Source organism: Pseudooctadecabacter sp., assembly GCF_020627745.1.
Lineage (GTDB): Bacteria > Pseudomonadota > Alphaproteobacteria > Rhodobacterales > Rhodobacteraceae > Octadecabacter.
In genome coordinates, this window is the sequence record NZ_JAHDGE010000008.1 from 23950 (window position 1) to 38428 (window position 14479).

The window sequence follows — 14479 nt, forward strand, 5'->3', positions numbered from 1 at the left end:
AAAGGGGCGTGACATGGGTGGAAAACGGATCGTGGTGATCGGGGCGGACGGAATGACCGGCCGCGAGGTTCTCAAACAGGGTGCTGCGCGCGGTCACGATATGGTCGGAACCGAACGCGATGTTTCGGCATCCGATCAGGCGCCCGGCGGGGCCGAATTGGCGGCGCTGGATGCTCTTTCCCCCCCATTCAAGCATGTATTTGAGCGCGCGGATGCGGTGGTGTCCTGTTTAGGCGTGGGCAATGATCCTGCGACGCTGCTGAATCCGCCGCCGATCTACGACGACGGCACCCGCAACATCGTGGCGGAAATGAAAAAGGCAGGTGTCGCGCGGCTGGTGGTCATATCGGCAACCTTCGTAGAAAGCCCGAACCGCGGCCCGCTGCATTTCAAGCTGACAGCGGTACCTGCGCTGGCGCGGGTGTTCGCGCAAATGTCCCGGATGGAAGACGTCTTGCGCGACAGCGACGGGATTGATTGGACAGCTGTGCGTCCCGGCTGGTTGCTTGACGCGCCGGCGACCGATGACTGGGTTGTGCGCGACCGGGTGATCTCGCCCGAAATGATCCGAACCCGGCACGCGGATCTGGCCTCGTTCATGCTGGATGTGGTTGAGCAGGGCACGTGGATCCACGGCACCCCTGCTATCGCCCGCGACGAGCCGCCCGAACATTCCGACCTGACGGAACTGCTCGACGAATTTGCGGGCTAGTCCTCCATCGCCTCCAGTTCGTCGATCATGCTTTCGATCATGCCAAGACCCTTGGCCCAGAACGCCGGGTCGGACGCATCCAGACCGAAGGGGGCCAGCAGGTCGCTGTGGTGCTTGGACCCGCCCGCCTTGAGCATATCGAAATACTTGTCTTTGAACGCCTCGCCCTGTTCTTCGTAAACCGCATACAGCGCGTTCACGAGGCCATCGCCGAAGGCATAGGCGTAGACGTAGAACGGCGAGTGGACGAAGTGCGGGATGTAGGCCCAGAAGGTTTCATATCCGTCCATGAAATTGAACACCGGGCCGAGGCTTTCGCCCTGCACCGACATCCAGAGCGCGTTGATGTCGTCGGGCGTCAATTCGCCCTGCGCACGGGCGGCGTGCAGTTTGCATTCGAAGTCGTAAAACGCGATCTGACGCACGACGGTGTTGATCATGTCTTCGACCTTACCGGCCAGAAGGACCTTGCGTTCCTGTGGGTCCTTTGCTTCCTCCAGCAGCTTGCGGAAGGTAAGCATCTCACCAAAAACCGATGCGGTTTCCGCAAGGGTGAGCGGGGTGGAACTGAGGAGTTCGCCTTGCTGGGCTGCCAGAACCTGATGCACGCCGTGACCCAACTCATGGGCCAAAGTCATGACATCGCGGGGTTTTCCCAGATAGTTCAACATCACGTAAGGATGGACCGTGGTGACTGTCGGGTGGGCAAAAGCGCCGGGCGCCTTGCCGTCCTTGACGCCTGCATCAATCCAGCCGTCGGTGAAAAACGGCTTGGCCAGTTCGGCCATGCGCGGATCGAAGGCGGCGTAGGCCCCCATGACGGTCGCTTCGGCTTCATCCCATGAAACGGTGCGGTCCGCTTCCATGGGCAATGGCGCGTTGCGGTCCCAGACCTCCATGGTCTCAAGGCCCATCCACTTGGCCTTGAGCGCATAGTAGCGGTGGCTGAGGCGGGGGTAGGCGTCGACAACAGCATTGCGCAGGGCCTCGACCACCTCGGGTTCCACATGGTTGGACAGGTGCCGGCCGGTTTGTGGGGTGGGCAGGCCGCGCCAACGGTCCTCGATTTCTTTTTCCTTGGCCAGCGTGTTGTGGACGCGGGCGAAAAGGCCGACGTTCTGGCCCAGAACGCGGGCCATTTCACGTGAACCGGCCTCACGTTTGGCGCGGTCCTTGTGGGACATCAGATCGGCGACACCTTCGAGGTTCAGGTCTTCGCCGTCGACCGTGAAAGTCAGGTTGGCGACGGTTTCATCGAAAAGTTTGTTCCAAGCCGCAGAGCCGACAACCGATTGATCGTGCAAAAATTTTTCAAGCTCGTCCGACAACTGGTAGGGACGCATGGCGCGCATCCGGTCCATCACGGGTTTGTAGCGCGCAAGGTCAGGATTGGCCGCCAGAAGGGTATCCACATGGGCGTCGTCAAGGCGGTTGAATTCAAGACCGTAGAATACCAACGGGGTGGTGTAGGTTGTGATCCTGTCCTGCGCGTCTGACATGAACTTGGCACGTTCGGGGTCGGTGGTGTGCTGGTAGTATCGCAGACCCGCATAGGACATGATACGGCCCGCAATGATGTCGATCTGTTCGTAGCGTTGAACCGCCTCAAGCAGGCCATCCGCATCCAGTTCGGCCAGTTTGCCTTCGTAGTCGTCTGCAAAGCTGCGGCAGGCGTTTTCCAGCCAGTCCTGATCCCGTTTGAGTTCTTTGGCATCGGGCGCGGGGTACAGATCCGTCAGATCCCATTCGGGCAGATCGCCGAAAGCGGAGCCATGAGTGGTCTTGGCGTCGAAGGTTCGTTGCTGGGTCATCGGGGGCCTCGTGTCAGGTGTTTGGTATTATCTAGGGGCGGAGCCGCCGGATTGAAAGCGGCCCTCCGGGGGGAGTTGTATCGGCCAAGATGAAGATCAGGAGAAAAACAGCCGGTCGGGTGTGTCGCGCAGGATTTTGATGCGGGTTTCGGTGTCGGTGACAACGTCGTGGAAGGCATCAAGCAATTTTGCGGCATGGGGCATCCGTGCGCCGTTGAGCATCAGGTGCGGCCAGTCGGACCCCCAAAGGCAGCCGTCCGGGTTGGCGCGGGCGAGGGCGTCGACGAACGGAGCCGCGCGGTCGTAGGGTGCGGGACACAAGCGGTAGAGCGCGCTGAGTTTGATGAAGACATGGCCGCCCCCCACCAGACGCAGGAGGGTTTGAAAGCCGGGATCGTTGAGGGTGAGGTCCAGATCAGGCCAGCCGATATGATCAATCACAAGCGGGACAGGGAGGGCGCGAATGTCCGCGGCCAGATCATCCATGTGCAGGTGGCTGTGCAGCAGCATCTGGATGTGCAAGTCGCGGTCGCGCAGGCGCGGCGCCATGGATTTGGCCCCCTCCCACGACAGCACGCCGCCATGGACATAGTTCAGGCGGACGGCCTTAAGGTTTTGATCCGCGAAGCGGTCAAGGTCGGCGTCGGTCGCCGTGTCGGGCAACAGGCCCACGCCTTTGAAATTCGGCCCCAGTCGTTTGATTGTTTCGACTGTCAGGGTGTTGTCGGTCCCGTAGAGGATCGAATGAACGATGAGCCCTTTGTCAAACCCCAGCATATCCAGATGCGCGCGGTACAGATCGAGCCAGCCATCAAAATCCGGCCCGTGCGCCGGATCTTCAACGCGCCCGTCCCACAGAGGGAAGTCGTCAACGCCCCCGACAAGATGGACATGCGCGTCGCAGGCACCGGGCGGCGGGGCGATCTGCGGGGCGCGGGGGGCGGGCGGCATTTGTGCCATGGGTTTAGCCATAAAGGTCTAACATCTCCTTAAGATCATCGAGCGTGTTGATCTCGTTCACCGGTTTGTCCTGCCGCCATCGGAGCATACGTGGAAACCGCAGTGCAATCCCCGATTTGTGACGGGGGGAGGCCTGAATGCCTTCGAACGCGATTTCGAACACATGTTCGGCGGGGACCTGTCTGACGGGGCCGAATTTCTGCTGCGTGTTTTTGCGCACCCATGCCGTAATTTTGCGAAACTCCGCGTCGGTGAGGCCGGAGTACGCCTTGGTAAACGGCACCAGATCATTGCCGTTTTTGACGGCGAAGGTGAAGTCGGTGAACAGATTGGCCCGTCTGCCGGACCCTGCCTGGGCATAGATCATGACCGCATCAACGGTCAGGGGGTCGATCTTCCACTTCCACCAGTCCCCCTTTTTGCGCCCCGCAAGATAGGGGCTGTCGCGCCGTTTGAGCATCAAGCCTTCGGCGTTGAGGTCACGGGATTTCGCCCGTTCCTCGGCAAGCGCGTCCCACGTTGGTCCGCTGACTTCGGGGGACAGGCGGATCGGGGCGGTTCCGGGTATTCCCTTTATAAGTAATTCCAACGCTTTACGGCGATCCTTTAAAGCGGTTTCGCGAATGTCTGCCCCGTGATGTTCAAGCAGGTCATAGGCCATGAGAATGACCGGACTTTCGGCCAGAACCTTTTTGGGAACGGTTTTGCGACCGATCCGCGTTTGCAAGGCATTGAATGACAAGGGCATTTCATCGCGGAAGGCCAGAATTTCGCCGTCCAGCACAGTCCCGTCAGGGAGAAAATCCTTCAACTGGGCCAGTTCGGGAAAGCGGTCTGTCATCAGTTCTTCACCGCGCGACCACAGATGATGCTCCCCTTGCCGCACAATAAGCTGACCGCGAATGCCATCCCATTTTCTATCGACAAACCAATCGGTTGTCGGCCCCAGTTCATCCAGATTTTCCAGCCCGTAAGCCAGATAGAAAGGGTAAGGTCGGCTGAGGTCGGCCGTGGGATCCTCGGCTTCGATCAGGTCGGCCCACGTGGTGGTTTGCGGCGTCCAGTTGCCCATCAGCTTGTGGGTCAGGACCGCCTCGTCCTGATCGGTGGCGCGCGCCAGAGCGCGGGTCATCAATTTCTGGCTGACACCGATCCGAAAGCCCCCCGTCAGCAATTTTGTAAACAGAAACCGTTCGATCTGGGGCAGGATCGACCACGCATGCAGAATGCCGGCCTTGCGGGCATCGTCGTCCAGTGTGGAAAGATGTTTTAATTCATTTATCCAAGCGCTTAGAGGGCGATCTTCAACTCCCGTAGCGGGCGGAAGGATCAGGCTGATTGTCTCGGCCAGATCGCCCACGATCGGGTAACATTCCTCAAACAGCCACAGCGGCAGTCCGGCCCGTTCCGCGGCCCACTCACGCAGGGCGGTTGTGGTGATGACACGTTTGGGTCTGCGGCCCGAAAACAACGCGATGGTCCACAGTTTGTCGTCATCGGACGCCGTGCGAAAGTAATCCGCCATGGCCGCAACCTTGACGGTGGTTTTGGTGGTCTGGTCGACGCGGGTGAACAGGGCGGCAAAATCCTTCATTCCGGTTCGCCCTGATCCAGAGTTTCACCGTCGAATTCGGTTTCTACGATTTTGGCGTCGTATCCCTGTTCGTTTAACCATTTGGAAAAGACTGCCGTGTACCCGTGTGTGACGAAGATCCGTTCGGCGCCGGTCTGGCCAATCGCGTCGTTCAACCCCGACCAGTCGGCGTGGTCGGACACGATAAATCCACGATCGGCAGCCCGGCGCCGGCGGACCCCGCGCAAGGCCATCCAGCCGGACGCAAATGCGGTAGAGGCGGGTTTGAAGCGTCGCGCCCATGTCGAATTGAGTGCGGAGGGTGTGGCCAGAACGAGGGCACCGGCGTTGGCTTTGACATCAAGGTCGGGCGTTACAAGTGTTGTGTCCGGCAGCGCGATCCCTTGTCCACGCAAGACGCGGTTCGTGTTTTCGATGGCCCCGTGCGTCAGGATCGGCCCGATGGACGGGTCAACGGTGCGAAGCAGGCGCTGTGCCTTGCCCAGGGCGTAGCAGCCCAGCAATGAAAAGGTGCCGTTGGCTGCGTTGGCCGACCACCAGTCGTTGATCTGTTGCGCCAGAATGTCCTGCGGGGTCCAGTTGAAGACCGGCAGGCCAAACGTGCTTTCTGTAATGAAAGCATGACATTTGACGGGTTCGAAGGGTTCGGACAGGCCATCGTCCACGGTTTTGTAATCGCCCGAGCAGACCCAGACCTCGCCCTTGTGTTCCAGCCTGATCTGGGCGGATCCGGGTACATGGCCTGCCGGATGAAAGGACACGGTCACGCCGTTGCGGGTCACGGTTTCACCATAGCCCACCGTGTCGATAGAGATGTCGCCCAGCCTGTGGCGCATCACGGGGGCTGCGGCATGGGTTGCCAGATAATGGCCCATGCCCTGACGCGAGTGGTCAGCGTGACCATGTGTGATCAGCGCACGGTCCACAGGACGCCACGGATCAATGTAGAAATCGCCCTGAGCGCAGTAGATCCCGTCGGGCGTAAAGGTCAAAAGGTCGGTCATGACCTGCAGGTAGCGCGGGTTTCGCCCGTTCAAAGTGCGTTTTTTGCGCCACGGACGTGGGGGCGGTTGTCCTGCGCGGCGCAATGTGATGCGCTGCGCCAAACAGGAGGCCCGTATGCGCACAGCTGGATTGAAAACAAGACTTCTTAACCGCGAGACCCTCGCAAGTACCTTTGTCAAAACCGCCGAAGTCACGGTGGTCGAGGTTCTGGCGACCTCGGGCCTCGATTTTATTGTGCTGGATGGCGAACACTGCGGGTTTGATCGCGGGCGTCTGGATGCCTGCCTTGCGGTGGCGCGTGCCCTTGATTTTCCTGCCCTTGTCAGAATTTCCAGCGGGTCCGAAGAAAACGTCCTGATGGCGCTGGACGCTGGGGCCGTCGGGGTTGTCGTGCCCCATGTGGATTCGGCCGAGAAGGCGAGAACCATCGCGAAGGCTGCGCATTTCGGGCGCGGGGGGCGGGGGTTCGCCGGATCGACACGCTGGGCCGGATTCGCCACGCGCCCGATGGGTGAAGTGCTGGATCAGGACGATCAGACCATCGTCATGGCCCAGATCGAGGAGCCCGAGGGCGTTGAGGCTTGTGAAGACATCGCCGCCATTGACGGGATCGACGCGCTGTTTGCCGGCCCTGCCGATCTCACGGTCGGATACGGCCACCGTGACCAGAACAATCCGGACCTGCCCAAGGCGCTGGACCGCGTGGGCAAAGCCTGCGCGGCCCATGGCAAAGCCTATATTTCATGGGTGCCGGACGCGACAAAGGCGGCAGAATGGACGGCCTTCGGCATGACCGGTTTCGTTGTGGCCTCAGAACACACGTGGATGCGGCAAGGCGCGGCGGCTGCGGCCAAGGGCATTCACGATATCGCTTAGGCCAGTTCCGGCGCGGCGGTGTCAAACAGCGCCGTCGCCTCGTTAAAGACCTGATCGCGAATGGATTTTTCTTCCATCAGCACCTCGTGGCGGCCGTCTTGAAGCAACACCAGATCGCCGCCGGGCCACCGCGACATCCGGTCGTGAATGCGGACGGGATCGACGATCGCCTCCTGCGTGCCCAGAAACGTTTTGCACGGCACATCAGGCGACGGTTTGACGGACAGCTGCCGCATTTCGCGCAACGCTTCGTTGAGCCAATGCAACGACGGCCCCCCCAAGGCCAGATCAGGATGCGCCTTGAGTTGAGCCTGCAACATCTCGAACGAGGACGCGTCCGACGTCAGCGTGTTTTCCTCCACCGTGGTGCGCAGCACATAGGTTTCGGCTTGCTGGCCGGGCGCAAAGACGCCCGAAAAGCCCAGCGGTTTGCTGACCGTGCTTAGCCCCCATGCGATCGGACGCAGGGCCGGAGCCATCTGAATGCCCCACATCGGGGCGGAAAAGACTGCCGTTCGAACCGGCAGATCATCATAAAGCGCGCGCAGCCCGATACAGCCGCCCATGGAATGGCCCAACAGGTGGTAAGGTTCGGGCAGACCCAGCTTTTTGACGTGAGCGAGGACCGCTTTGACATCAAGCTGGTAATCGCCAAAGACATTCACATGACCCACGGCGCGGTTGTCCAGCAACCGGTCCGCAATGCCCTGACCACGCCAGTCGATCGCGACACAGGCATAGCCCCGTTTGATCAGATCCGTGGCCGTGCGCCCGTATTTTTCAATGTATTCGGTCCGGCCCGGAAAGATCAGGACGGTCCCCTTGGCGTTTGGCGCGGTCCAATGGCCCACGCGGATACGAACCCCATCCACGGTGAGGAGCCAATGGCAAACCCCGTCGGGATTGCCTGCAATATCAGCGTGGTAGGGGGCCTGATCCATCCGGTTTAGCCCAAAACACCGGCGAGTTTCATCGCCAGTCCCATGTCGCCGTCCACCGTCAGTTTGCCGGTCATGAAGGCCGCTGTGGGGTTTTCTTCGCCGTCCAGAATCGCCTTGAAGGTTTCGGCTGAGGCCGACAGCGTCACGTCCGCCTCTTCGTCGCCCGCACGTGCGCCATTTTCGTCGATGATAATTGCGCCTTCGCCTTCGATGTCGAATTTCGCGGTGCCGTCAAAACCGCCGTCCATCTTGGCGTTCAGGGCGGTGACGGCTTCGTTGATCGTGTCGCTCATGGGTGGTGTCCTTTGGTATGGTGCCGCGAACGCGGCGGAGCCTCTGGTATCGGGCGCGGGATGCGCTACAGTCCCAGTATGGGCATGAATGCGAACATCATCAATTCTATCGCTACGGCACTTTGTGTCACGGTCGGGATTTCCGGACCTTTGGGCGCGCAAACGGACCGGCTTGACCAGTTGTTCGAACAGCTGCTTGAGGCTGAGCCGCAGCAGGTGGCCCGGATCGAGGGCCAGATCATCACGGAATTCGGCAAATCCGGGTCCGCGTCTATGGATTTGCTGCGCAAACGCGGCGAAGACGCCCTTGAGGCGGCAGAGTTTGACGTGGCGGTTGAACATTTTACGGCCCTGATCGACCACGCGCCGGAGTTCGCCGAAGGCTACCATGGCCGCGCGACGGCCTTTTACAACCTTGGCCTGATTGGCCCTGCGATTGACGATTTGCGCCAGACGCTGGTGTTGCAGCCGCGGCATTTGGGGGCGATGACGGGTGTTGCCGTCGTGCTGGAGGAGCTTGGCCGACCCGAAGATGCGCTGGACATCTGGAGGCAACTGGCCGATTTCTCCCCCGCTGATGCGGACATCGCTGAGGTGATCGACCGGCTGACCACACAGCTGGCGGGCGAAACGCTTTAGGCTTTTTCGAGGATTGATGTGATGCCCCTTGGTCGGGTGACTGCCGTTCTGGGCCCGACAAACACGGGCAAGACCCACTACGCGATTGAGCGGATGTTGGGGCACCGCACCGGTGTGATCGGCCTGCCGCTGCGGCTGCTTGCACGTGAAGTGTATGACCGCATCGTCGGGATACGCGGACCCGGCGTGGTGGCCCTTGTCACTGGCGAAGAACGGATTGTGCCACCCCGCGCGGCCTATTGGGTCTGCACGGTTGAGGCGATGCCAGAAGGCATGGGCGCGGATTTCGTCGCCATCGACGAAATTCAGCTGTGTGCCGATCCGGACCGGGGGCACGTCTTTACCGACCGTCTTTTGCGGATGCGCGGCACCCATGAGACCTTGTTCATGGGTGCGGAAACCATGTGGGGCGCGATTGCCTCCAAGGTGCCCGAGGCCGAATTTATCAAACGCGAAAGGTTCAGCACGCTTACGTATTCAGGTTCGAAAAAGATAAGCCGGATGCCTGCACGGTCGGCCATCGTCGGGTTTTCTGTTGAAAATGTCTATGCCATCGCAGAGCTGTTGCGCCGCCAGAAGGGCGGTGCTGCGGTGGTCATGGGCGCGCTGAGCCCGCGCACACGAAATGCGCAGGTTGAGATGTATCAAAATGGCGATGTGGATTATCTGGTGGCCACGGATGCCATCGGGATGGGCCTGAACCTTGATATTGATCACGTGGCCTTTTCGTCGATCACCAAATTCGACGGCCGCCGGATGCGCCATTTGATGCCCAATGAACTGGCCCAGATTGCAGGCCGCGCGGGGCGGCACATGAACAAGGGCACCTTTGGTGTCACCGGTGAGGCGCCCACGTTGGATGAAGACGTGGTTGAGGCGATCACCGCAAACGTCTTTGCGCCGGTCAAGAAACTGCAATGGCGCAACGCGCGGCTGCAGTTCGGATCTGTGCAACGTCTGATCGCAACCCTCGAAGAACGCACCGATGACCCTTGGCTGACCCGCGTGCGCGAAAGTGATGATTTACAAGCGCTTAAGGCGGTTTCCAACGACGCGGAGGTCACAGCGCGCGCCACGGACGGGCCCTCTGTCCGGCTCTTGTGGGACGTCTGCCGCATCCCCGATTTCCGCGACATCAGCCACGCCGAACACGCCCAGCTTTTGACCGACATCTATAACTTTCTGCACGAAAAGGGCCGTGTGCCGGATGCGTGGATGGCGACCCGTGTGGCCCGCATTGACCGCACGGACGGGGACATCGACGCGCTGTCCAAACGCCTCGCCTTTATCCGCACATGGACCTATGTCGCACAGCGCAAGGGCTGGGTCGAAGACGAAAGCCATTGGCGCGGGGCCACGCGCGCTGTAGAAGACCGGCTATCGGATGCCTTGCATGAAAGGCTGACGCAAAGATTTGTGGACCGGCGGACGAGCGTGCTCCTTCGGCGGCTCAACCAAAAGGAGGGCCTTGTGGCCGACGTAAACGACAAAGGTGAAGTGACTGTCGAAGGGCAGTTTGTTGGGAAAATCGAAGGATTCCGGTTCCGTCAGGATGCCTCGGCCAACGCCGAGGAGGCCAAGACGCTGCGCACGGCAAGCCTTCAGGCGCTCGCGCCGCAATTCGTGCTGCGCGCGGACAGGTTCTACAACGCCCCCGACACGGAAATTGATTTCACCGAACAGGGGGGCCTGATGTGGGGCTCTGACGCGGTGGGCAAACTGGTGAAGGGCGATGATCCGCTCAAACCCCGCGCACAGGCGTTTGTTGATGACGAAGCCGGGCCCGAGGTGGCCGAAAAGGTTCAACGCCGGTTGCAGCATTTTATCGACCGCAAGATTGCCACCGCGTTCGAGCCGATGATGAAACTGCGCGCCGACGAAGACTTGTCCGGTCTGGCAAAGGGTTTTGCCTTCCGTCTGGTCGAAGGGTTCGGCGTGATCCCCCGCGGTCAGGTCGCCGATGAGGTCAAGGCGCTGGATCAGGACGCCCGTGGTGCGCTGCGCAAACATGGTGTGCGCTTTGGTCAGTTCACAATCTTTATGCCGCTGCTTTTGAAACCCGCACCAACCCGTCTGCGTCTGGTTTTGTGGAGCATCGACAAAGGCTTGCAGGATTTTCCCGAAGCCCCACCCCCCGGTTTGGTCACGGTGCCCACCGTCAAGGGGCTGGAACCCGGCACATACGCCATGTCCGGCTACCGTGCGGCGGGCGAGCGTGCGATCCGCATTGATATGCTGGAACGGCTGGCCGATATGCTGCGCGATCAGGACACGCGTGGCGGGTTCGAGGCCACGGCGGATATGCTGTCGATCACGGGCATGACGCTGGAACAATTCGCCAACCTGATGGAGGGCCTCGGCTACAAGGCCGATAAGGGCGAACGCGAAAAGGTAAAGCCTGCGGTGGCTGTGCCTGCGGACGCCACCCCCGCAGAAGCGGTGCCAACCGCCGCCGATCCCGAAGCGGAGGCGGCTTTGGCGGCCAAAGCGGCTGAGACCGCACAGCCGATCCCCGAAGATGAGACCCCGGAACCGCCGGAGATGGAGGTATTTTACACCTTCGCCTGGGCGCCAAAGCCGCGCGGCAACCGGCCCCAAGGGGGCAAACCGGGCGGCAAACAAGGCGACCGGCCCCAGCGCAAAGGCCCGCCCAAAGGCAAAAAGGGTGGCAAACCGCAACGTGACAAGGCGCAATCCTTCTCGGCGCGGCCGCCCAAAAAGGAAAAGGCGATTGATCCCGACAATCCGTTTGCGGCTGCTTTGGCGGGGCTCAAAAAGGATTGAGCGAAACGATCCGACTGGACAAATGGCTCTGGCACGCGCGGTTCTTCAAATCGCGCGGGCTGGCCGCCGGTCTGGTGAAATCCGGACGCTGCCGCGTGGATGGCACGCCGGTCAGCAAACCCAGCCGCACCATTGCGCCCGGTGTGGTGCTGACATTTCCCAAAGAAAACGAAGTCCGCATCGTGAAGGTGTTGGGCTTGGGCGAACGCCGCGGACCAGCGTCTGAGGCCCAAGCCCTCTACGAAGATTTGACCCCTGCGCGGGAGCCGGAAAATCGCGATATAGAACAGCGGGTTGGCGGGCGTCCGACGAAAAAGGACCGCCGTGAGATGGATCAGTTGAAGGGCGATTGGACGGGCTGACACCGTAAGGGGTCTTGAAGCCCTGTCAGGGGCGCGTTACAGACCCTGCGATACCTAGCTGGACGGACCCATGACCTACATCGTCAACGACAATTGCATCGCCTGTAAATACACCGACTGCGTCGAAGTGTGCCCCGTGGATTGTTTCTACGAGGGTGAGAATATGTTGGTCATCCACCCTGATGAATGCATCGACTGCGGCGTGTGCGAACCCGAATGTCCCGCCGACGCCATCCGCCCCGACACCGAGCCGGACATGGAAAAATGGGTCGAATTCAACCGCAAGTATTCCGAGATGTGGCCGGTCATCATCACCAAGAAAGACCCGCTTCCCAATGCCGACGAGATGGACGGCAAAGAGGGCAAGATGGACCTGTTCTCCGAGGCGGCCGGCGAGGGTGGCTAAGCGCCGCTGGGAATCACCCTGTTTTTGTGGTATGCAGTCGCTAATGCCGCGTAATTGCTGATCCATTTTTGACGTAAAGACCTGACGGGACCCTTTGGTGCCGCCGGTCTTTTTGTCGTGTGGAGAGGCTGCTTTGAGGAAAGGAAATACTCATGGCGAAGAAGAAAAGTGAATTCAGCCCCAATGATTTCGTCGTCTATCCGGCGCATGGGGTGGGCAAGATTCTGTCGATCGAAACCTCCGAAGTGGCGGGGTTCGAGTTGGAGATGTTCGTCATCGCCTTCGAAAAGGACAAGATGACGTTGAAGGTCCCGACCAACAAGGCCGAGGAAGTGGGCATGCGGTCCCTGTCTGCGCCCGATGTGGTGGCCGATGCGATGAAAACCCTGAAGGGCAAGGCCAAGGTCAAGAAAGCCATGTGGTCGCGGCGGGCACAGGAATACGAGCAGAAGATCAACTCCGGTGATCTGATTGCCATCGCCGAGGTGGTGCGCGACCTGCACCGCGCTGATGACCAGCGTGAACAAAGCTATTCCGAACGCCAGCTCTACGAAGCCGCGTTGGAGCGTCTGACCCGTGAGATTGCCGCCGTTGGCAATGGCAACGAGAGCGACGCCGCTGACGAGATCAGCGAGACACTGGCCAGCCGCGCGCCTGCTGCCTAAGCTGTTTGAATATTGAAAAAGCCGCGCCTTTCAGGCGCGGCTTTTGTTGTTTTTATGGGTGAATATCTCGGGTGTGAGCCAATCGCGGCAGGCGGGATCATCTTGTTGAAAGATGCGCCTCCGGCGGAGGTATTTTTGAACCAGAGAAAATCAGAGCGCGCGATGGCCGATATCACGGCGAAAGAAGCCTTGCGGCCAGTCGATCTGGGCGGTCATGGCATAGGCTTTGGCGTGGGCCTCTCGCAAAGTGTTGCCGCGCGCTGTGACATTGAGCACGCGGCCCCCTGTGGCGGTGATCGCCCCGTCTTTGTCCGTCGTGCCCGCGTGAAAGGTCATTTCGGATGATGTTTCGGGAAGGTCCTGCAGGCCGTTGATGGTACTGCCTTTTTCGTAAGATCCCGGATAGCCGTCGGCCGCCATGACGATGGTCATGGCGTGGTCATCGGCCCAATTCGGTTTGACGTCGCTCAGCCGGCCTTCGGCGCAGGCGTGCAGCAGATCGAGGATTTGACCGCCCAGCCGCATCATCAGGACCTGACATTCGGGATCGCCGAAGCGGACGTTGTATTCAACGAGACGGGGCTGGCCGTCTTTGATCATCAGACCGGCATAAAGCACGCCTTGAAAGGGCGTGCCGCGATTTGCCATTTCGGCAACGGTGGGTTTGACGATTTCGTCCAACGCTTTCCGCGCGACTGCGTCGGTCAGCACAGGCGCGGGGGAATAGGCGCCCATGCCGCCGGTGTTGGGGCCTTCGTCACCGTCGAAGGCGCGTTTGTGATCTTGCGCGGTGCCCACGGGCAGCACGGTTTCGCCGTCGCACAGGATGAAGTATGAGGCTTCCTCGCCCTCCATGAATTCTTCGATGACGACCTCTGCACCCGCTGCGCCGAACTGGCCACCCAGCATGTCGTCGATTGCGGCGTGGGCTGTGGCCACGTCCATCGCAACAACGACGCCTTTGCCTGCCGCCAGTCCATCTGCCTTGATGACGATGGGGGCCCCTTGGGCGGTCACGTAGTCTTTGGCGGGGCCTGACCGGGTGAAATGGGCGTATTTTGCGGTGGGGGCATCGCACGCGTCGCAGATTGATTTTGTGAAAGATTTGGAGCTTTCAAGCTGCGCTGCAGCCTCAGAACATCCGAAAACGACAAACCCGTTTGCGCGCAGAACATCCGAAACGCCAGCGGCGAGGGGGGCCTCCGGTCCGATAATGACAAAGTCGATGGCGTTGTCTGCGCAGAAGGTCGCGACCTTGTCCCCGTCTTCGATATCGAGCGCGGCGCATTCTGCGATTTGGGCTATTCCGGCATTCCCCGGGGCCACGATCAGCCTGTCGCATTTGGGGTTCTGTTTAACCGCCCAGGCCAGACTGTGTTCGCGCCCGCCGCCGCCCAAAATAAGGATGTTCATGTGCAATTCCCTTCCGCT

General features: G+C 60.5%; 14 protein-coding genes. 7 read left to right on the forward strand and 7 right to left on the reverse strand.

What is annotated here, in order from left to right:
- Nucleotides 1-13: 13 nt before the first annotated feature.
- On the forward strand, nt 14-712 hold the full coding sequence (locus QZ653_RS05765; protein ID WP_296418456.1) for an NAD(P)-dependent oxidoreductase: 699 nt from the start codon (nt 14-16) through the stop codon (nt 710-712).
- Here QZ653_RS05765 and QZ653_RS05770 read toward each other — a convergent pair.
- From QZ653_RS05770 to QZ653_RS05785, 4 genes are all read right to left on the reverse strand, one after another.
- Entirely contained in the window at nt 709-2523 is a 1815-nt protein-coding gene (locus QZ653_RS05770) for a M3 family oligoendopeptidase (protein ID WP_296418458.1), read from the reverse strand. The two genes, QZ653_RS05765 and QZ653_RS05770, sit on opposite strands and share 4 nt — an antisense overlap.
- 96 nt (nt 2524-2619) lie before the next feature.
- Complete coding sequence (locus QZ653_RS05775; protein WP_296418459.1) at nt 2620-3495, reverse strand: amidohydrolase family protein; 876 nt, start codon at nt 3493-3495, stop codon at nt 2620-2622.
- Nucleotides 3488-5077: an ATP-dependent DNA ligase gene (locus tag QZ653_RS05780; protein ID WP_296418460.1), complete on the reverse strand. Its 1590-nt coding sequence runs from the start codon at nt 5075-5077 to the stop codon at nt 3488-3490. The genes QZ653_RS05775 and QZ653_RS05780 overlap by 8 nt, the downstream gene beginning before the upstream one ends.
- Nucleotides 5074-6081, reverse strand: coding sequence for a ligase-associated DNA damage response exonuclease (locus QZ653_RS05785; protein ID WP_296418462.1), 1008 nt, complete (start codon nt 6079-6081; stop codon nt 5074-5076). The genes QZ653_RS05780 and QZ653_RS05785 overlap by 4 nt, the downstream gene beginning before the upstream one ends.
- A gap of 115 nt (nt 6082-6196) precedes the next feature.
- Here QZ653_RS05785 and QZ653_RS05790 point away from each other — a divergent pair, with 115 nt between their 5' ends.
- A complete protein-coding gene (locus tag QZ653_RS05790; protein WP_296418464.1) occupies nt 6197-6958 on the forward strand; it encodes an HpcH/HpaI aldolase family protein in 762 nt (253 codons plus the stop codon).
- Here QZ653_RS05790 and QZ653_RS05795 read toward each other — a convergent pair.
- Nucleotides 6955-7899, reverse strand: coding sequence for an alpha/beta hydrolase (locus QZ653_RS05795; protein ID WP_296418465.1), 945 nt, complete (start codon nt 7897-7899; stop codon nt 6955-6957). The genes QZ653_RS05790 and QZ653_RS05795 overlap by 4 nt on opposite strands.
- A gap of 5 nt (nt 7900-7904) precedes the next feature.
- Nucleotides 7905-8192 (reverse strand): SCP2 sterol-binding domain-containing protein, encoded by a 288-nt coding sequence (locus tag QZ653_RS05800; RefSeq protein ID WP_296418467.1) that lies wholly within the window; start codon nt 8190-8192, stop codon nt 7905-7907.
- A gap of 60 nt (nt 8193-8252) precedes the next feature.
- Here QZ653_RS05800 and QZ653_RS05805 point away from each other — a divergent pair, with 60 nt between their 5' ends.
- The 5 genes from QZ653_RS05805 to QZ653_RS05825 all read left to right on the forward strand — a co-directional run bounded on the left by QZ653_RS05805 (nt 8253) and on the right by QZ653_RS05825 (nt 13048).
- Nucleotides 8253-8831 (forward strand): tetratricopeptide repeat protein, encoded by a 579-nt coding sequence (locus QZ653_RS05805; RefSeq protein WP_296418469.1) that lies wholly within the window; start codon nt 8253-8255, stop codon nt 8829-8831.
- 21 nt (nt 8832-8852) lie between these two features.
- On the forward strand, nt 8853-11615 hold the full coding sequence (locus QZ653_RS05810) for a helicase-related protein (protein WP_296418471.1): 2763 nt from the start codon (nt 8853-8855) through the stop codon (nt 11613-11615).
- Complete coding sequence (locus QZ653_RS05815; protein WP_296418473.1) at nt 11612-11977, forward strand: RNA-binding S4 domain-containing protein; 366 nt, start codon at nt 11612-11614, stop codon at nt 11975-11977. Before QZ653_RS05810 ends, QZ653_RS05815 begins: the two co-directional genes overlap by 4 nt.
- Before the next feature lie 70 nt (nt 11978-12047).
- Nucleotides 12048-12383, forward strand: a complete 336-nt coding sequence (gene fdxA / locus QZ653_RS05820) for a ferredoxin FdxA (protein ID WP_296418475.1) — start codon at nt 12048-12050, stop codon at nt 12381-12383.
- Between the two features lie 152 nt (nt 12384-12535).
- Complete coding sequence (locus QZ653_RS05825; protein WP_296418476.1) at nt 12536-13048, forward strand: CarD family transcriptional regulator; 513 nt, start codon at nt 12536-12538, stop codon at nt 13046-13048.
- 150 nt (nt 13049-13198) lie between these two features.
- Here the strand turns inward: QZ653_RS05825 and purD are convergent, their stop codons facing one another.
- Nucleotides 13199-14461, reverse strand: a complete 1263-nt coding sequence (gene purD / locus QZ653_RS05830) for a phosphoribosylamine--glycine ligase (protein ID WP_296418478.1) — start codon at nt 14459-14461, stop codon at nt 13199-13201.
- Between the last annotated feature and the right edge of the window lie 18 nt (nt 14462-14479).

Excerpts from the sequence above, each read along its gene's own strand:
- QZ653_RS05765 (WP_296418456.1), top strand. The coding sequence starts at position 14 with ATGGGTGGAAAACGGATCGTGGTGATCGGGGCGGACGGAATGACCGGC.
- QZ653_RS05770 (WP_296418458.1), bottom strand. The coding sequence starts at position 2,523 with ATGACCCAGCAACGAACCTTCGACGCCAAGACCACTCATGGCTCCGCT.
- QZ653_RS05775 (WP_296418459.1), bottom strand. The coding sequence starts at position 3,495 with ATGGCTAAACCCATGGCACAAATGCCGCCCGCCCCCCGCGCCCCGCAG.
- QZ653_RS05780 (WP_296418460.1), bottom strand. The coding sequence starts at position 5,077 with ATGAAGGATTTTGCCGCCCTGTTCACCCGCGTCGACCAGACCACCAAA.
- QZ653_RS05785 (WP_296418462.1), bottom strand. The coding sequence starts at position 6,081 with ATGACCGACCTTTTGACCTTTACGCCCGACGGGATCTACTGCGCTCAG.
- QZ653_RS05790 (WP_296418464.1), top strand. The coding sequence starts at position 6,197 with ATGCGCACAGCTGGATTGAAAACAAGACTTCTTAACCGCGAGACCCTC.
- QZ653_RS05795 (WP_296418465.1), bottom strand. The coding sequence starts at position 7,899 with ATGGATCAGGCCCCCTACCACGCTGATATTGCAGGCAATCCCGACGGG.
- QZ653_RS05800 (WP_296418467.1), bottom strand. The coding sequence starts at position 8,192 with ATGAGCGACACGATCAACGAAGCCGTCACCGCCCTGAACGCCAAGATG.
- QZ653_RS05805 (WP_296418469.1), top strand. The coding sequence starts at position 8,253 with ATGCGCTACAGTCCCAGTATGGGCATGAATGCGAACATCATCAATTCT.
- QZ653_RS05810 (WP_296418471.1), top strand. The coding sequence starts at position 8,853 with ATGCCCCTTGGTCGGGTGACTGCCGTTCTGGGCCCGACAAACACGGGC.
- fdxA (WP_296418475.1), top strand. The coding sequence starts at position 12,048 with ATGACCTACATCGTCAACGACAATTGCATCGCCTGTAAATACACCGAC.
- QZ653_RS05825 (WP_296418476.1), top strand. The coding sequence starts at position 12,536 with ATGGCGAAGAAGAAAAGTGAATTCAGCCCCAATGATTTCGTCGTCTAT.
- purD (WP_296418478.1), bottom strand. The coding sequence starts at position 14,461 with ATGAACATCCTTATTTTGGGCGGCGGCGGGCGCGAACACAGTCTGGCC.